The 18,572-nt window shown below is 37.3% G+C and carries 16 protein-coding genes and 1 pseudogene; 4 read left to right on the top strand and 13 right to left on the bottom strand.

The annotated features are described in order from the left end of the window. From ung to ACWITO_RS11730, 3 genes are all read right to left on the bottom strand, one after another. The gene (gene ung, locus ACWITO_RS11740; protein ID WP_448530187.1) at positions 1-663 is read right to left on the bottom strand and encodes a uracil-DNA glycosylase; all 663 of its coding nucleotides are present in this window, start codon (positions 661-663) and stop codon (positions 1-3) included. A gap of 98 nt (positions 664-761) precedes the next feature. Beyond that, a complete protein-coding gene (locus ACWITO_RS11735; RefSeq protein WP_448530186.1) occupies positions 762-1,379 on the bottom strand; it encodes a Uma2 family endonuclease in 618 nt (205 codons plus the stop codon). Further along, positions 1,376-1,909 carry an inorganic diphosphatase gene (locus tag ACWITO_RS11730; protein ID WP_448530185.1) on the bottom strand — a complete coding sequence of 178 codons (534 nt, stop codon included), beginning with the start codon at positions 1,907-1,909 and terminating at the stop codon, positions 1,376-1,378. The genes ACWITO_RS11735 and ACWITO_RS11730 overlap by 4 nt, the downstream gene beginning before the upstream one ends. A gap of 92 nt (positions 1,910-2,001) precedes the next feature. Between ACWITO_RS11730 and ACWITO_RS11725 the strand changes: the two genes are divergently transcribed. Then, positions 2,002-2,547 carry a hypothetical protein gene (locus tag ACWITO_RS11725; protein ID WP_448530184.1) on the top strand — a complete coding sequence of 182 codons (546 nt, stop codon included), beginning with the start codon at positions 2,002-2,004 and terminating at the stop codon, positions 2,545-2,547. Beyond that, entirely contained in the window at positions 2,534-3,730 is a 1,197-nt protein-coding gene (gene coaBC / locus ACWITO_RS11720) for a bifunctional phosphopantothenoylcysteine decarboxylase/phosphopantothenate--cysteine ligase CoaBC (RefSeq protein ID WP_448530183.1), read from the top strand. The genes ACWITO_RS11725 and coaBC overlap by 14 nt, the downstream gene beginning before the upstream one ends. Before the next feature lie 38 nt (positions 3,731-3,768). Here the strand turns inward: coaBC and ACWITO_RS11715 are convergent, their stop codons facing one another. From ACWITO_RS11715 to pbpC, 4 genes are read right to left on the bottom strand one after another with little or no spacing between them, the layout of a single operon-like run. After that, positions 3,769-5,157 (bottom strand): hypothetical protein, encoded by a 1,389-nt coding sequence (locus tag ACWITO_RS11715; protein WP_448530182.1) that lies wholly within the window; start codon positions 5,155-5,157, stop codon positions 3,769-3,771. Beyond that, positions 5,147-6,214 carry a DNA adenine methylase gene (locus ACWITO_RS11710; RefSeq protein ID WP_448530181.1) on the bottom strand — a complete coding sequence of 356 codons (1,068 nt, stop codon included), beginning with the start codon at positions 6,212-6,214 and terminating at the stop codon, positions 5,147-5,149. The genes ACWITO_RS11715 and ACWITO_RS11710 overlap by 11 nt, the downstream gene beginning before the upstream one ends. After that, positions 6,215-7,141 (bottom strand): DNA adenine methylase, encoded by a 927-nt coding sequence (locus ACWITO_RS11705; RefSeq protein WP_448530180.1) that lies wholly within the window; start codon positions 7,139-7,141, stop codon positions 6,215-6,217. 48 nt (positions 7,142-7,189) lie between these two features. After that, entirely contained in the window at positions 7,190-9,502 is a 2,313-nt protein-coding gene (gene pbpC / locus ACWITO_RS11700; RefSeq protein ID WP_448530179.1) for a penicillin-binding protein 1C, read from the bottom strand. Positions 9,503-9,662: 160 nt separating this feature from the next. Here pbpC and ACWITO_RS11695 point away from each other — a divergent pair, with 160 nt between their 5' ends. Then, on the top strand, positions 9,663-10,106 hold the full coding sequence (locus ACWITO_RS11695; RefSeq protein WP_448530178.1) for an Hsp20/alpha crystallin family protein: 444 nt from the start codon (positions 9,663-9,665) through the stop codon (positions 10,104-10,106). A 303-nt stretch (positions 10,107-10,409) separates the two neighbouring features. On the opposite strand, the pseudogene ACWITO_RS11690 reads toward ACWITO_RS11695, so the two are convergent. From ACWITO_RS11690 to ACWITO_RS11665, 6 genes and pseudogenes are all read right to left on the bottom strand, one after another. Continuing rightward, a pseudogene (locus ACWITO_RS11690) lies at positions 10,410-11,378 on the bottom strand (Na/Pi cotransporter family protein). A 71-nt stretch (positions 11,379-11,449) separates the two neighbouring features. Then, positions 11,450-12,331, bottom strand: coding sequence for a bifunctional methylenetetrahydrofolate dehydrogenase/methenyltetrahydrofolate cyclohydrolase FolD (gene folD / locus ACWITO_RS11685; protein ID WP_448530177.1), 882 nt, complete (start codon positions 12,329-12,331; stop codon positions 11,450-11,452). Between the two features lie 20 nt (positions 12,332-12,351). Next, positions 12,352-13,461: a non-hydrolyzing UDP-N-acetylglucosamine 2-epimerase gene (gene wecB, locus ACWITO_RS11680; RefSeq protein ID WP_448530176.1), complete on the bottom strand. Its 1,110-nt coding sequence runs from the start codon at positions 13,459-13,461 to the stop codon at positions 12,352-12,354. Further along, positions 13,421-14,686: a glycosyltransferase family 4 protein gene (locus ACWITO_RS11675; RefSeq protein ID WP_448530175.1), complete on the bottom strand. Its 1,266-nt coding sequence runs from the start codon at positions 14,684-14,686 to the stop codon at positions 13,421-13,423. Before ACWITO_RS11675 ends, wecB begins: the two co-directional genes overlap by 41 nt. Next, the gene (locus ACWITO_RS11670) at positions 14,683-15,252 is read right to left on the bottom strand and encodes an anthranilate synthase component II (protein ID WP_448530174.1); all 570 of its coding nucleotides are present in this window, start codon (positions 15,250-15,252) and stop codon (positions 14,683-14,685) included. Before ACWITO_RS11670 ends, ACWITO_RS11675 begins: the two co-directional genes overlap by 4 nt. A gap of 1 nt (position 15,253) precedes the next feature. Further along, positions 15,254-16,219 (bottom strand): sodium-dependent bicarbonate transport family permease, encoded by a 966-nt coding sequence (locus tag ACWITO_RS11665; protein ID WP_448530173.1) that lies wholly within the window; start codon positions 16,217-16,219, stop codon positions 15,254-15,256. A gap of 114 nt (positions 16,220-16,333) precedes the next feature. Between ACWITO_RS11665 and ACWITO_RS11660 the strand changes: the two genes are divergently transcribed. Continuing rightward, positions 16,334-18,538: a S9 family peptidase gene (locus tag ACWITO_RS11660; protein WP_448530172.1), complete on the top strand. Its 2,205-nt coding sequence runs from the start codon at positions 16,334-16,336 to the stop codon at positions 18,536-18,538. The last annotated feature ends 34 nt before the right edge of the window (positions 18,539-18,572 follow it).

Genomic DNA, 18,572 nt, shown 5'->3' with positions numbered 1-18,572 from the left:
TCACCAATCAATGGGCTGAAAGCCGTTTTGGGTGAGGTACTCGTTGGTTTTGCTAAAATGCCGATTGCCTGCAAAGCCTCCCCCTGCCAGTGGCGAAGGGTGTGGGGCTTCTAAAACCAAATGTTTGTTTCTATCAACGATTTTACCTTTTTTTTGAGCATAAGCTCCCCAAAGCAAGAAAACCACGTGTTCTTTTTGCTCGGAAATTACTTTGATAACGGCGTCTGTAAATTTTTCCCAACCTTTGTTCTGATGTGAGCCTGCCTCGCCTGCTCGTACCGTAAGCGTAGCATTCAGCAGCAGCACTCCTTGCTTTGCCCAACGTTCCAAATTGCCGTTTTTAGGAAAAGGCTTTCCTAAATCAGCTTGAATTTCTTTGAAAATATTAACGAGCGAAGGAGGCATTTTTACGCCATCGGGTACAGAAAAAGAAAGTCCGTGAGCTTGCCCTTCGCCGTGATAGGGGTCTTGTCCAAGAATTACTACACGGCAGTCATCAAAAGAACATTTTTCAAAAGCGTTGAAAATCAGACTGCCCGGCGGATATACTTTATGCGTTTTATACTCGTGCTTTACGAAGGTGATTAAATCTTCAAAGTAAGGCTTGTTGAACTCTTCTTGCAAATGTATTTTCCAACTTTCTGCGATTTTTACTTCTGCCATATTTAACCAAGATTTACGGGGTTAGTAGATTTTTTAGGATTGGGTTGATTAAAAGTTTATGCAATATGTTTTCAGTAAAGACGCGAGAATCAGAAAAATCAATCTTCAAATACTTTTGCCAAATCAATTTGCAAATCAGGGAAAATGTGCGAAACGAGTATTTCATCTTCGGCGAAAGTGGCTTTGAGATGAAATTTATCGGTTTTTTCGTCTAAAACGAATTGAAGCACGCTTTCCTCGTAAGGATACACTACCCAATATTCTTTCACACCTGCTTCCTCGTAGAGCTGGTATTTGATTTTCATTTCCTTTTTAGAATTGCCCAAAGAAAGAATTTCTACAATTAAATCGGGCGAGCCCAAACAGCCTCTTTCGTCTAATTTTTTTTTATCACAAATCACGGAAATATCGGGCTGAACAACGGTATAGACTTCTTTGCTGGCTTTTTTAGATTTTCGTTTATCAAGCAGGCGAACATCAAAAGGTGCAGAAAAAACCTGACAAGAACTATTTTCTGAAATGCCTTTTAAGTAATTAAAAATATTTGCACTCAAAAACATTGATATTCTTTGGTGCTTCATACTTGGAGCAGGGGACATGGGAAAAATTTTTCCTTTGATAAGCTCCACAGCCTGCTCCAAACGCCAATTCAGATAATCGGCGTAAGTGTAAATACCATTCAAATCTAGGTCTGAAAGGCTTGTAACGGGTTTCATTGTTTGCCAAAAGTTTTTTGGTACAGCTCTATACTTTCTTGTACAATTTGCATAGCTTCAGCTTTACCCAAAAATTCCTCCACAATCACCTTTTTGTTTTCAAGTTTTTTGTAGTCTTCAAAGAATCGTCTAATTTCAACGGTTGTATGTGGGGGCAGTTCGCTGATGTCGTTGATATGATTCACACTCATATCGTACTGAGCTACAGCAATAATTTTATCGTCAGCTTCGCCTTGGTCTATCATTCGCATTACGCCAATCACTTTGGCATCAACCATACACAAGTGGGGCAAATCAATGGACATAATTACCAAAATATCCAGAGGGTCTTTGTCGTCGCAATAGGTTTGTGGTATAAAGCCGTAGTTGGCGGGGTAATGTACTGCCGAAAACAGCACTCTATCCAGCATCAGTAAGCCTGTGGGCTTATGAATTTCAAATTTTCCTTTGCTACCTTTGGGGATTTCAATGATAGCATTGACAATTTCGGGCGGATTATCACCCACAGGAACATCGTGCCAAGGGTTCATAGCAAGTAAATTTTTAGGGTTGCCAAAAGTTTTTTGTTTTGAAATTACGAAAAAAGCAAATAAAAACTATCTTTGCAAGAAAAATTTTCTGAATGGAAAAAATTTATATCAAGGAAGTCAATGAGTTGCAAAGAGCCAAGCAGATTGCTGAAAAGTTAGATTTGCACGAGCACGATTTGAAAGAGGAATACAAACGTTTGCTTTTCAATTTTGAGGAGTCTATCGGGCAAATGAGGCTTATTACCAAAGTAAGCGACAAAATTCAGAAAAAATTAGACAAAGCCAATGCCGCCCTTGACCAAAAAAACCGAGAGCTGGATACCAAAAACCAAGAACTCCAACAGACCATTGATGAACTCACCCAAGCCCGTGCAGGTCGTACAGCTACCACGATTGTATTATTTTTAGCAATTTTACTTTTTTTGGTGGAAGAAATTTTGATTGAGCCAATTATTGAAATAAAATTTGGTGCTAATCAGTGGGCAAGTATTGGCTCAAAGCTCGTCATAGTGATACTTTTGAAACCCCTTGAAAGTTTGCTTGAAAATTTGGTGTTATCTTTTTTGCATAAAAAGCTGAAAAAGCAAAAAACTACTCAAACCCTAGCAGAGAAAACCCCTACAAATGTTGCAGAATAAGAAAATCATTGTAGCCGTAACAGCAAGCATTGCCGCTTACAAATCTGCACTTTTGGTGCGTCTGCTTGTCAAGAAAGGTGCAGAAGTAAAGGTATTGATGAGCCAAACCGCTACCGAATTTATTACACCGCTTACGCTGGCTACGCTTTCCAAAAATCCTGTTTTCGTTGATTTCGTTCAAGATAAAACAGGTGTATGGCACAATCACGTAGATTTAGGCTTGTGGGCTGATGCCATTGTGATAGCTCCTGCCAGTGCCAATACACTTGCCAAATGTGCCAGTGGCATTTGCGACAATTTGCTTACAGCTACTTATTTTTCGGCTCGCTCCCCGGTATTTTTTGCTCCTGCAATGGATTTGGATATGTACAAGCACCCCGCTACTCAGGAAAATTTGCAAAAACTACAAAAATATGGAAATTTTATCATACCTTCTGAGTATGGCGAATTGGCAAGCGGTTTGGTAGGGGAGGGGCGAATGGCTGAACCCGAGCATATTGTGGCTTTTTTGGATAATTTCTTTCAGGAAAAACAAATTTTTGCAGGCAAAAAGGTGATGATAACGGCAGGGGCTACCCGTGAGCCAATAGACCCTGTACGCTTCATTAGCAACCATTCTACGGGGAAAATGGGCTTTGCTTTGGCAGAAAGCTTTGCCCAAAAAGGGGCAGAAGTGCATCTGATTGCCGCTAATACTGCTATCGCTCAACCTGAAAAAGTTAGTTTTTACAAGGTTAGCTCAGCCCAAGAGATGTTTGAAGTGGTTCAAAATCTTGTGGAGCAGATGGATATTTGTGTTTTTTCGGCGGCTGTGGCTGACTACCGTCCCAAAGAAGTAGCTACTGAAAAAATCAAGAAAAGTACCGAAACACTTACTCTGGAACTTATCAAAAATGTAGATATAGCCTTTACTTTGGGGCAAAAGAAAAAGAAAAACCAATTTTTTGTGGGTTTTGCCTTGGAAACCCAAAATGAAACCGAAAATGCTTTACAAAAATTGCAAAAGAAAAATTTTGATATAGTAGTGTTGAACTCACTCAAAGACGAAGGAGCAGGTTTTGCCTACGATACCAATAAAATCAGCATTTTAGACAAAAACGGCAATAAAACCGATTTCCCGCTCAAAAATAAAAAAGAAGTAGCAGAGGATATTGTGAGGTATGTGTATGAAAAATTAGTTTGAAAGCAGAAAAAATAAACTTTGTTGAGGACTGCATATTTTCACGCCCAAAAGTCAAGCAAGTTTTTGATGGCTTCTTGAAAAAGTTGAGGGGCTTTAATTCCTAAAATGAGTTCGCCGTTTTCGTTGAGTAAAAACCCTATTTCTATTTCTACAATTTGCTTTTCTTTACTACCGTAAAGCACCACAGTTCGCAAAATTTTGAATTTTGGGTAATACTTTTTGATGTAATTTTGCTCAATAAAATCGTAATTCGCCAACTCTGCAATGCCTTGCGAACGAAATTTGTACTTTTTGCCTTCAATATTTATTACTTCGCTACGCCCAAAATCTATCAAAATCAGGTCGGGAATGTGGATAATTTGGTCTTTGTCGCCTGCCTTGTATTTCTCTCTATCTTTGTATTTCGCTAACGGAATTGCTTCGCCTTCTTTTGTGATAAAATAGCCTTTTTCACTACCTGCGTGATTTTCAAAAATGGAATATCCTTGCGTAAAATTTTCTACTACCAAATGAATAAAAATTGTACCTAATTTTTCTCCTTCGGTGTTGTATTCCCAATAATTCACGTTCAATTCCGCTTGTGGAATTTCTAAATCTTGCAAAGAAATGCCTAATTTATTGGCTATTTGGATAAACTTATTGGTTTTTCCTACGTGCTTTTGTTCTAATCTGTGCTGTGTAATTTCTAATTTTTTAGTCCAACCCAATTTACGTAAAACCGCACAAATTATACTCAAAGCTCCAATATTTGGGTCGTGAGAAAGTCCGCCACTTTTGTAAAGTCTGCCTGAAATCTCTATTTTATCTGCAAATTTTGTTAGCAAAATAGGGACATTTCCCGCAGGAGCTTTTCGCATATTTGCTTTAAATTCAATGATTTCGTCTATACTCTCAAAAGGTTTGAAAATATCTTCGTCTAATTTTTTGCCCAAAATCTCAACTCCCAACGTCAATAAAAGTCTTGTACCGAAAATATAGGTTTCAGTGGGTTTTTCTTTTTGCTCTACTTGCAAATTGTAAAGCATTATCATTCTGACATTTGGGTAGTAATTTTTGATAAAAACAAACTTACTACAACGCTGATACACACCTGTATTTCGGCTTTCTTTATCGTCTGTTTTGGTTTCCTCTATGGCATAAATGGGCGTATCGGCTTGTGTAGGCTCGTTTTCTTGGTAGAAAACCAAAAAGTCCGTAAAACTAGAATTGCCTGAAACGGTTTTAATAAAAACCTTATTCACTTTATTACACCGAAAACCCGTTACTTCGTAAGTGAAAGTAAATTTATCATTTTCTAAAATGGGCAAAATCCGCAAACTATCCATAAAACACGCAAAACCGTAATCTTTCGCAAACTTTTGGAAGATAGTTGTCAAGACTTCTTTTTTAGGTCTTTCTTCGGTGAGTAGCCAAAGGTTAGGTTTCATTTCGTTTCAAAATATAAAGTTGTTCTTTCACAAATTTCTTGGTTTTGCTCTCACCATTTGAATTTGACTTAAAACGCAAATAATCAAATTCTACCAATTCCACTTCGCCAAAATCGCTCAAAATAGATAAAATTTTATTTTTTGGCATAATACCTTCGCTGTTATAGCTCAAAACCAAATATTTGTAATAGGCGTTTTTAGCAACATTATAAAGTTCTTTTAAGCCAGTTTCTGCATTGCAAAATTGCGATTTTTGATTTTCATAATTTCGCATACCCGACACGCCTTTTATGCTTGGATTATCATATTTAGCAATGGTTTCCAATAAATGATAATTCGGTGCATATTGTCTTTGGTTGTAAGGTGGGTCTAAATACAAAATATCCGTTTGTATTTCTGAAATCAATTTAACCGAATTTTGATTAAAAACCTTGTTTTCTTTGTCGCTAACAATAATTTCAATGGGTCGCAAAGTCAATTTTTTGACTGCTCTTGCATCCCAAACTTTTTGAAACGCCGCATAAACTCCTGAAATATTAGCATAAAAAGGTACGGTTTCAATCAGGCAAGCCAATAAAATATAATATTCGTTTTCAGTTAATAAGTTTTCAGTTTTCCAAGTTTCTATTTGCTTTCTAATAGCATCAATAATTTTTCCGTTTTCGTTGCTAAAATACATTCTCGGAATACCTAAACTTTTCGTTCCTTCGGGTGTGTAATTCTGAAAAATAAAACCTTCTTGTGGTGTGATAGTATTCAGATAATCAACTACCTGCATCAAAGGATTTGCAAAAAGTGAATTAGTTTTGACTTTTATTTTTTGCAACAATTTTTCAAAAATTGGTGCTTCGTTATTTTCAATGTATGCCTTTTGCAAGACGAAGGAAAAATACAACAAATCAGACGAAAAAACTTGATAACCTTTCTTTTTGAAAAACTGCCCTACATTGCTTGTTCCTGCAAAAAAATCAAAAAATGAAGTTCCTACAATACCTTTGCTTTGGAAAATTTGATAAATTTTTTCTACTAAATTCTCTTTGTTTCCAATAAATCTCATCTAATCAAACAAAGTTTTAGGTTTCTCTACTTCGTAATTCGTAATCAAAACTTCTACGCTTGTATTTTTTTCACGCACCAAAGTTTGATAGTTAGAGTTGCTATAATCTGCACGCAAATAATTGACTTTCAAATAGTTGTTTTTATTAAGCCAATTTTTCAAAATTTCATTTTCCTTACCTTTGTGTTCCAACACATTAGACAAAGCAAATTTTATATTTCGCTGATGTAGATTTTCTAAAATTGACAAAAGGTTGTGTTCTTGGGTTTCGTCCCAACCTGTAAAACCACGCTTCCCGTCATTGTACGTGCCTAAACTAATCAAATAAGGCGGGTCGCAATAGACAAAATCGTTTTCGGTTAAGTCTGAAAAATCAAATTTTTCAAAATCAAAGCAAGTAAATTGAATATGAGTAGCCTGAATTTTACGTACAAATTGGATAAGATTTGCCCGCATTGTGTCGTTAAAACTACTTCTTTCTCGCCCAAAAGGATTATTAAACTCGTGAGAATTGTTGAAACGGATTTGATGATTGAACGAAAAAGCCACTAAAACAAATAAATCCAAAGGGTTCTTATGTATGTTGTAATGCTCACGTAGTTTTTTGTAGCCTTCTTCATTACTCAAAGATAATTCAAATTGAGTAATTTGTCTTTCAATATGTTGCAAGATTTCTGAAAGACTATTTTTCTGAAATTCTTGGTACATTTCCACCAAAAATTTCAGGTTGTCGTTGCAGATAACTTTTTCTGCTTTCACATTTAAGCCAACATTGCAACCACCTGCAAACAAATCAATAAAAGTGCTTATCTTTTTAGGAAATAGAGGCAGAATTTGGTCTAAAAGTTTATATTTTCCACCAATGTAATTGAGTGGAGATTTGATTGATTTGAAACTCTTTCTCAATGCAAATGATGCTTCTTGCATAGGGCATTCTTTCTTGCAAATTTAATAAATTTTATCAAATAAGCCCTTCTACTCCCTTTCCACCCAAATACTAATTTTTTGGCTTCTACCTTTGTCATCAACGCAAGTGATGATATTTTTGCCCATTTTGGGTCTGAAAAAGGCATTTTCTTGGGCATTGGTTTCTTGGTAAAATTTTTCGTTGATGTACCAATATACTTTCTTTACATCGTTTTGGGCATAGACTTTGAGCATCAGTTCGGTAGCTTGATTTTCGGGTATGAGGTAGGTTTTATTTGCCACAGGTGAAACGATTTGAGGTTTGCTTTTCTCACTAATTTGCAGTTGATGCTCGCAACTGGGGTGCAAAGGAGGTGTTTTGAGATAAGGAATTTTTTCGGCTTCGTAATAGGTTTGCAACTCGGCAGAAATAACAGGATAGAATTTTTTTTTGTAGCCTGTTTCGGGTAAGCAGTCGGGTAGGTATTGCAGTTTTTCATCTGCCGAAACATATAGCTCTTTTTGATGCTCACAAACTTGCGAAGGCGATACCAGCGGAATGAAGTAATCAATCACTTGGTTTTCACAAAAAGCATTTGGCGGTAATCCCGTTTCCGAGCAAACTAAACGAAAAGTGATATTTGGTGGAGCAAGTGGCAAAGCAGTTGTTTGGTTATCTAAGGCATTGAAAATTTCAAAAAGTAGGGGAGTAGCTACCTCAGAGCCTGAAAGCTCGGGTACGCCTCTACCCGAAAAGTTGCCTATCCAAACTCCTATGGTATATTTCTGATTGTAACCAATGCTCCAAGCATCGCGTTTGCCATAAGATGTGCCTGTTTTCCAAGCAATAAGGGGCTTATTTTTAGCATTTAGATAACTTTTGGGCAAATCGGGACGTTGGGCAAGCGTAAGCACTTGTGTAAAGCTATATGCCGAAATAGCTGAAATAATTGTATCGCTTCGTTGAGTGCTATCAGTAGCTAAAAAATTCAAAGGGGCATATTGCCCATTATTGGCAAAAGCAACGTAAAGGCTGGTAAGTTCTTCTAAATTTGTTCCAAATCCGCCCAAAATCATTGAAAGACCTACTTTCTTTTCTTGCTTGCCCAGTGTTTTGAAACCTGCTTGTTTGAGCTTTTTTACAAAATATTCTACTGAAATTTCTTGCAGTGTAGCAACCGCAGGAATATTGAGCGAAAGTGAAAGAGCAGTTTCCACGGAAATTTTGCCTCGGAATTTGTTATCAAAATTATCGGGAGCATATCCGCCCCAGTCGGTAGGAATATCCAAAATAGTAGTTTTGGGGGTGAGTTTGCCTAAATCCATCGCGAGTGCATACACTAAGGGTTTGAGCGTACTACCCGGAGAGCGTGTAGCGGTAATGCCATCTACTTGGCTTTCAGCGAAGTTTTGTGAGCCAATATATGCCCGAATTTTGCGAGTTTTATTTTCTACAACTAAAATGGCTACATTTTCAATTCCAAGCAAACGGAGTTTTTTTACGTAGTTTTCGGCAAGTGTTTGTACTTTATTTTGCAGGGGCAGATGCAAGGAAGTTCGTATGTTTTCGTTTTTAGGATACTTTTGCCCCAAACGAATACACCAATGCGGTGCAAAACGAGGAATTTCATTTCTTTGGACATTCAGAGGTTCCTGTAGAGCATTTGAAATTTCTTTTTTATCAAAAATACTTTTCTTTTCAAAGTTTTTGAGCCATTTGTTTCTTTCTTTTTGGATAAGCAAATTATCTTTCCCCAGTGCCAAACTGCGAGGACGATTAGGAATAATGGCAAGCGTGGTGATTTCTGCAATGCTCAAATTTTGTGGTAATTTTTGAAAATACAATACCGAAGCCGATTTTACCCCCTCTACATTGCCTCCGTAAGGCACTAAATTGAGATACATCTGCAAAATTTCTTTTTTAGAATAGTGCCATTCCAATTGCATTGCTCTAAACATTTCCAAAATTTTATTTCCATAAGTGCGAGGCTTGGGGTCTAACAGGCGAGCTACTTGCATTGTAATAGTAGAAGCCCCCGAAGTGCGTTTCTGAGATAATAAGTTGTTGAAAATCGCTCTTACAACTGCCAGAGGATTTATACCAAAATGGTAGAAAAAATATTGGTCTTCTTTGGCGATAAAAGCTTTTTGCAAATCTTCGTTGATTTCCGATAGTTCTGTTTTCATTCGCCATTTTTCATCAGGGCTTAAAAATGCCCCTAAAACGCGATTTTCTTCATCTAAAACTACCTGTGAATAGCGAATATGAAAACGAAAAGGGAAAATAAAATCTAAAATCAGAAAAAGTACAAAGCAAGTCAGTAAAGTCCAGAATGATTTGATAAGCACTTTTTTCCAAAAAATACGGCTAAAGAGAAACATAGACGAAATGTCAGTTTACTATGGCAATTTAAGGCAAATTTAGGACAATTCGTCCATTGTGCTTGACAAAAATGCCGAAAATTTTGCCAATAAGTAAGTATTTGGAAAATGGTATGTGTTTTGCATTTCAAAATACTGAAAACCAAAACCTTAAACTGCTATGGCTATGGATTTGCTCAAATGGACTAAAAATCTAAAACCCAAATTCCCTGAAATGATTGAGCGGTTTTGGGGAAAAGTAATGGGCAAAGATGCCAAAGAAAGTGAAGAGGTCGGTCTTATGCCCTCTGTGAATATCAGCGAGGAGCAAAAGGCTTATGAAGTATCGGTTGCCGTACCCGGTTTGGACAAAAAGGACATCAAAGTAGAAGTAGAAGACGGCTATTTGCGGATTTATTCCGAAAAGCAGTACGAAAACGAAGAAAGAGAGAAAAACTGGCTTCGTAGGGAATTTGGCTATGCTTGCTTTCAGAGAGTTTTTCAAATTCCTGAAAGTGCAGACCCCGATAGAGTGGAAGCCTCTTTGAAAAATGGCATTTTGAATATTAAAATTGCCAAAAAGAAAGGTTACGAAAATTTGGTTAAAAAAATACCTGTGAAATAAGTGCTAAACTTACATTTTTTCAGCGTCTATGGAAAAATTAAGTTTGAGCCTTACACTGATAGCTCTATTGTATGGGCTAATGCTTACTTTGATAAACTATTGGATTTTTGCAAAAAATAAGACGCAGTGAAAAAAATGTTTTTTTCACTGCATTTTTTACATAGAGAAGTTGTTTAGGATTAACGCGTAATTACCACTTAAAAAATTGATAGTCAAAACTTTATTTGTAAAGAAAGTGTAGTGCAAGCGATGATGTCGCTACGAGCGACATCATCGCTCTAAGCCCAAAAAACACCTAAAACTTCAATGATGAGCCAGAGATTCTTGTTTCCTGCTACTTGCTTTATCAGGCAAGATAGAGTTTAGAAGTTTTTCAAACAAAGGCACAAACCAAACAAAAATTACTACGCCCAAAAGATTGAAAAGTAAATGAGCGTTGGCTAAAATCTTTTCTGCTTGATTGGTAGGGCTAATCCATTCTACCAGATTTACAAAGGGTGAGAAAAGTACCAAGCCAAGAACAATAGAAAGCAAATTGAAAACAAAGTGAAAAAGTCCTGTTTTGATGGCTTGTCTTTTGCCGTTAATGGTTGCAAGCAAAGTATCGCTTACGGTTCCGAGTTCTGCCCCCATCATTACCGAAATACCCGCCTTCAGTGATAGCATACCTTTTTTTACCAGCACAATGGCTATGCCAACAGTAGCCGAAGAAGATTGAATAATAAGAGTAGTTGTCATTCCTGCCAAAGTACCCACGAGAAGATTATCCAGATTGGATAAGAAATTCACAAACTATTCGCTTTTTTTGAGAGGCTCAACCGCCTGCTCCATAGTAAGCAAGCCAAAAAATAAAAAACCAAAGTACAAAATTACTTTACCAAGATTTTTCCACCAATCGTTACGGATAGCAATGCTTAAAATTAGCCCAAGAGCAATGAAAATAGGGGAAATTTTACCCAAATCCAAAGCTACAATTTGACTGCTAATGGTAGTGCCTACATTGGCACCTAACACTATTCCGATAGCTTGTCGGAAACTGAAAACATTAGCATTTACAAGTACAATCGTAATAATAATAACGGCAGAAGATGAGCCCAAAATAGCCGTTACGATTGTTCCTGTAAGAATACCCCAAAATAAATTTCTTGTAAAATAACGCAACCACTGCTCCAATTTTTCACCTACAACCGCTTGCGTAGCATCAGAGAGAGCAGTAATAGCGTACAAAAATAGCCCCAGCCCGCCTAAAATAAGTAAAATAGTATCCCACATACACAATTTTACCCAAAAGTAGCAAAAGGCTGTTAGGTTTATTTTACGTTAGTTTTAAGTTTTCAGTAATTTTATGAGTAAATAGCTTTTTTTGCTGCAAGTAAAGTATTTTGCAAAAGCGAAACAACGGTCATTAGTCCTACGCCGCCGGGTACGGGTGTGATATAGCTACATTTGGGGGCAACTTCCTCAAATTTTACATCGCCTACAATTTTATAGCCTTTTGCCGCATTTTCATCAGGGAGTCGGGTAATGCCTACATCTATGACTACTGCACCTTCTTTTACCATATCAGCTTTCATAAATTCAGGTTTTCCAAGTGCAACTATCAGTATATCAGCTTCTTGGGTGAATTTTCTTAAATCTTTGGTTTTGCTATGGCAAAGTGTTACGGTGCAGTTGCCGATAGGGGCATTGCGAGCCATTAAGATACTCATTGGTGAGCCAACAATATTACTTCTGCCTACTACAACACAGTGTTTGCTGGTGGTTTCAATTTGATAGCGTTCAAGCATTTGCAAAATACCGAAAGGTGTAGCAGGGATATAGGCAGGCAGATTTTTGGTCATTCTGCCGATATTGATTGGGTGAAAGCCATCTACATCTTTTTCAGGGGCGATGCTTTCAATAATTTTATTTTCTGAAATGTGTTTGGGCAAAGGAAGTTGTACAATGAAACCATCAATATCAGGGTTTTCATTCATTTTTTGAATTTCGCTTAGTAATGTTTGCTCGGAAATATCAGCTTGCAAACGCAAAAGCGTAGAATGAAATCCTACTTCTTCACAAGATTTTACTTTGCTTCTGACGTAGGTTTCGCTTGCTCCGTCATTGCCTACAAGAATTGCCGCCAAATGGGGAATTTTCCCCCCATTAGTTTTGATTTTTTCTACTTCTTTTTTGAGTTCCGCTTTGATTTCAGCAGAAATTTTTTTGCCGTCAAGTAATATCATTGGATTGCGATTTTGAGAAATTAAATCGTTTTCTGTAAAATTTCAATAATTCTTTGAGAGGTTTTGCCGTCCCAAAGGGGTATATTTTTGCCTTTTTTCTTTTTGCCTTTCAGAATTTCATTTATTTTTTCCAACAAAAGGTCAAATTGATTGCCGATAAGTGTATTGGTGCCTTGCTCAATGGTGATAGGTCTTTCGGTATTAGGACGCAAAGTAAAACAAGGCACTTGTAAAACGGAACTTTCTTCCTGAATTCCCCCCGAGTCCGTCAAGATACATAATGCGTTTTTCTGCAAATTTACAAAATCTAAATAGCCCAAAGGCTCAATAATTTGTAAATTCGTATTTAAGGAAATATCGGATAAATTTTCTTGTAACTGCTTGTAGGTACGAGGGTGAATGGGTAATATAATAGGTGTAGTTGCTGAAATTTGATTGAGCATCTGAAATAGCTTGAATAGTTCGTCTTTGTTATCTACATTGGAAGGACGATGCACCGTAGAGAGAATATAGCCCTTTTTACCAAATTTTTCTATCCATTGATTACTTTTTTGAACTTTTTGAGCTTCTTTTTCAATGATTTCTAAGGCTACAAAAAGGCTATCAATCATAATATTGCCAACCAAATAAATTTTTTCTTGGCTGATACCTTCCCTCAATAGATTTTCGTTGGCATCTTCCGAGGGGGTAAATAACATATCGCTTACTCGGTCGGTTAGAATACGATTGATTTCTTCGGGCATTGAGTTATCAAAAGAGCGTAACCCTGCCTCTACGTGAGCAATACGCAATCTCATTTTGGTACAAACCAGCGTAGCGGCTAAGGTAGAATTTACATCTCCATACACCAAAACGCAATCAGGTTGTTCTTGCTTCAAGATAGGTTCTAAGGCAAGCATAATTTTAGCGGTTTGTTCGGTATGGCTACCAGAACCTACTCCTAAATGATAGTCGGGAGAGGATATTTGAAGTTCTTCAAAAAAAACATCAGACATACGTACATCATAGTGCTGTCCTGTATGAATGATTTTCTGCTCAAAATATCCACAATTGGCTATATTTTTTTGCAAAGGAGCTAATTTCATAAAATTAGGTCTTGCTCCTACTATATGGATAATTTTTGGGGGCATATACCAACTGATATTGATTTGAGGTTACTGCATTAAAGGCATTGACAAAGTTTTGAACTACTGCGTGAATATTGATTTTGGAAAAAATCAAATTTTCTGCATTCTTACCCATTTGTTGTGTGAGTTCAATGTTATGGAACATAAACTCAATTTTATCTTGCAAATCTTTAAGGTCATCTTTTTGGAAAAAAAGCCCTGTGGAATGATTCAGAACCAAATCTTGTTCTGTTCCATCTGCCTCCGAACACAATACAGGTTTCCCCCAAGCCATTGCTTCATTGATAACCAGCCCGCCTGCTCCTACTAATACGCAAGCCAAACTTTCTGAAAAATATCTACCCAAAATCTCGGTATTATGGATAGCACCTAAAAAAAACACATTTTTTTCAATTTGAAGCTCGCAAGTTAGCTTTTGGAGGTTTTCTTTTTCGGGTCCATCGCCAATTATAATCAATTCTGCTTTTGGAAAATTGGATAATACTTTCAAGAAGGTTTTGAGAAGCATATCCACTTTTTTCCATTTGATAAGCCTGCCTACGTGAATAATCCTGTAAGGATTAGGGGCAAGAATATTTGGCTGATTCTTAACTTTTTCTTTGGCTTCCCAGATTTTATCGGTATCAATGGAATTGTAGGTTACAAAAATTTTCTCTTTTTTTACGCCGTATGAGGGTAGAATATCAAGGGCTTTTGTGCAATAGTTCAGATGACCATCTACCCATTGAAAATACAACTTATTGATTTGCGTAATAAGCCAGTATTTTATCTTTTTGGCAAAGCTATCTGCTTTGATATGGTTCATATTTTCATCAAAAAAGCCTTGTTGGGCATAAAATTGGAGAGCTTGCTCATATTTAGGTAGCTGGTAAGGGATACTTCTGTAAAAGACCTTCACACCTTGCTTGCGAATCCACCATTTTAGCCCCCAATTGAAATATAAACCCAAAATATAAGGCCAGCCTACAACAATAATCTGAGGTTTTTCGGATTTGATGATTTTACTCAAATTTTTGATATAAGATTTTTGCCCCAGAAGCAGTCCTTCTTTGGCATATATTTTCTTGAATTTGGCATTATTTTTTACTTCCAAAACCCCTGAGCCGATCGTTGAACTTTTACTTTCGGGCAATATAACCGCTACTTCTAAATTTTCCGTTTCGTTGAGTTTATTGAGAAAATCTTCTAAATAATGCGGTATTCCTCCAAAAATAAAAACCACTTTCATAAAACATTGAGCCAATTTCTTAAAATCTCTAATCCATACTCACACAAGATAGCTTCGGGGTGAAATTGAACGCCAAAAATAGGTAAATGCTTGTGCTCCAAAGCCATTATTTCTTGGTAGCTATCCGTAGTAAATGCAGTAATTTTCAAGGTTTGGGGAATATTCTGCAAAACAAGTGAATGATAACGCACCACCTTGAATTTTGGGGGCAAATTTGCAAATAAAATACCTTCTTGCGTAATAATTTCTGAAATTTTTCCGTGCATAGGTTGGTGTGCCTGTGTGAGCGTAGCTCCAAAAAACTCACCAATTGCCTGATGACCCAAACAAACCCCCAAAATAGGTAATTCTTGATGATAAAAATCCAAAACACTCATCAAGTTTCCCGCTTTACGAGGTGTAGCAGGACCTGGCGAAAGAACTACGCCATCGTATTTTTGTTGAGTAATACGCTCTAAATCAATGTTATTACGAAATACACTACATTTTGCCCCCAAACGTTCCAGATAGTCTTGTAAATTGTAAGTAAAGGAATCAAAATTATCTAAAAGCAAAATGTGAGGCATATCAAATAGCATTGGCTACTGCAAAATAAAGAGGAAAACCCACAGAAATATTAAAGGGGAAAGTAAGTCCCAAAGCCATAGGAATATAGATACCAGGGTCGGCATTGGGGGCGGCAAACTTCATAGCCGCAGGCACCGCAATATACGAACCACTTGCCGCAAGCACACCAAATATAAATCGGTTTCCAATATCGTGGGTAATAAGCGAACTGACCGCTACCGCCATAATACCATTAAAAGCAGGCAAGAAAATAGCCAGTAAGGTGAGAAAAAGCCCTTGCTTGCGGAAAGAAGCAAAACGCCGAGCCGTTACCATTCCCATTTCTAAAAGAAAAATAGCCAAAAATCCTTTGAAAATATCGGTAGTAAAGGGTTTAATACCTTCGGCTTGCCTATCATCAGAAATAATACCAATAATCAGACTGCCGAAAATCATCAGAACGCTCCCATTGGTAAAGGAATGTTTGATGATTTCCCACATATTGCTACTTTGTTTGGAAGCGTCTTTTTCAAACTTCTTGATGAGCGTAACCCCAACAATAATAGCAGGGGCTTCCATAAAAGCCATTACGGCAACCATATGCCCACCAAAAGCCATTTTTTGAATTTCCAAAAAAGATACTGCCGAAACAAAAGTTACAGCACTTACCGAGCCATACGTGGCGGCTATCGCTCCTGCATCGCCTATGCTCAATTTTCTTTTCAGCAAGAAAAATGTGTAAAGTGGAATAATCGCAGAAATAGAAATACCCAGCAGTAACGAAAAAATAATTTCGGAAGTAAAATGGCTATGTACTAATTCCTGCCCACCCTTGAAACCAATGGAAAAAAGCAAATACAAGGATATAAACTTGCTTGATGATTGTGGAATTTCCAAGTCGCTTTTGAGCGTAGTTGCCAAAATCCCAAGCAAGAAAAATAAAATCGTGGGATTGGTCAGGTTGCTGATAAGTATATGAAAATCCATTATTCCAAAAATTTGCCTGCAAATTAAACATTTTTTGTTGCAATTTTTTTCAAGCCAACTTTTTTCTTTTGGCGAGAATATGTTTATTTGCAAGGTAATCTTAACTGTTGATTTATGCAAAAAAGATTTTTACTATTTGGCTTTGCTGTTTTGCTTACATTCTTTACCGCTCAAGCCCAAGAAAAAAAGCGTTTTGCTTCGCTTCAAGAGGCTTTGAGTTCGGGAGGGAAACTTACAGGTAGTTTCGGACCCAGAAGTGTAAATTGGATTGAGGGCGGGGAAAAGTTTTCTTTTATAGAAGGAGTAGGGGAAATCAAGGTTTTTTCGCCCAAAGAAGGCAAAGAAGAAGTTATTTTCAGTGCTTCGGGTTTGAAGTTTCCTGATAAAAACCAAAATTTCAGTTATAGTGCTTTCCAGTGGTCAAAGGATAGTAAATACTTGCTTTTTCAAACCAATTTTCGTCCTATTTATCGCCGTTCGGGTATTTCGGACTATTATTTTTATGATGTAACGGCTAAAACGCTCAAACTTGCTGCCAAAGATGCTCATTCAGCCGAGCTTTCCCCCGATGGCAAAAAAATAGCCTATGAAAAAGGGGGCAATCTTTTTGTATTTGATTTTGCCACCCAAAAAGAAACACAACTTACTTCCGATGCCCAAGAAAACGTATGGAATGGGCGTTTTGGTTGGGTATATGAAGAAGAGTTCGGTTTGGCTCAGGCTTGGGAATGGTCGCCTGATAGCCGTTATATCGCTTTTTGGCAAACTGATGAACGCAACGTTCCGATTTTCCAAATGACTGATTACAGCGGACTTGCCGATACTTACGAAAAACTACCTTATCCCAAAGTGGGCAATAACAATCCGCTTGTGAAAATCGGAATGATTGATGTGGAAAAAAATCAGCGTACTTGGGCAAAAGTAGATTTAGGCGATGGCTATATTCCACGCATTTATTGGACTTCGGTAGCAGGGCAACTGGCAGTAATGCATCTCAATCGCAAGCAAAATCATCTGAAATTGTATTTTACCAATGTACAAAATGGCGAGGCAAAACTCATTATGGAAGAAACTTCCAAAGCGTGGATAGATGTATTTGATTTCTTTGCAGGTATTATGCACTATGCTTTTTTTCCGCAAGGGGTACAAGAGTTCTTTTGGATTTCCGAACGCGATGGCTTTGCTCATTTGTACCGATACGATTACAACGGAAAAATACTTGGACAAGTTACCAAAGGCAATTGGGAAGTAGTTTTTGTGCATAATGTTGATGCTAAAAATAAGAAAATTTTTTACACTTCTACGGAAAGTTCTCCTTTGGAAAGACATTTGTACGAAATAGATTTTTTAGGAAAAAACAAACGCCGTCTCACACAAGTTGCAGGAAGGCATATCATTGATTTTTCGCCGAATGGTAAATATTACTTGGATAGATACTCCAATACTACCACACCTATGCAAGTAGAGCTTTGGGAAGTGGCTAAAACACCTAAAATGCTCAAAAAAATGGTAGAGAATGCCGAAGTGAGCAAATTTATTCAAGAAAATGCCTATTCGCCTCGTGAACTTACCAACTTTACTACTTCCGATGGGCAAAAAATTGATATTTACCTTGTAAAACCTCAGAATTTCAATCCTAACCAAAAATATCCTTTGGTTCTGAATATCTACGGCGGGCCTGGGGCTCAGAGTGTGTATAATGAATTTGGTAGAGACGCTTGGGAACAATATTTAGCTCAACAAGGTTATGTTGTTGCAAGCATAAATAACAGAGGCAGTGGGGGATATGGTTATGCTTTTGAAAAGATTGTTTATGAACAACTTGGCAAATACGAAAGCAAAGATTTTGCCGAGACTGCTCAATTTCTGATAAAGCAAGGCTTTGTAGATGCCAATCGTATTGCTATTCGTGGGCATAGCTACGGTGGCTATATGTCGGCTTTTACAATACTGAATTATCCGGATATTTTCAAGGTAGCCATTGTAGGGGCACCTGTTACCGATTGGCGTCTGTATGATAGCATTTATGCGGAGCGTTATATGGGACTTTTGCCCGAAAACGATGCCAAATATGTGGCTTCCTCTTGTATGAATTATGTTAAGAATTTTAAGGGCAAAATGCTTTTGGTACATTCGGCAATGGACGAGAATGTACACGTAAAGCACACTTTCCAACTTACGAAAGCAATGATTGATGCAGGTAAAGATGTTGATTTGCGTATCTTTCCGCCCGGTAATCACGGCGTAGCGTATAGTTGGCAAAGTCGCTTGCTTTTATTTACTCTTTATACCGATTATTTGGAAAAAAATTTGAAGTAATTTGAAATATAAAGTGATAACCTCACTACTATTG

The sequence above is a fragment of the Raineya sp. genome, from assembly GCF_053497555.1.
Note: the sequence above shows the minus strand (reverse complement) of the source record. Positions and strands in the feature narration are given on the sequence as shown.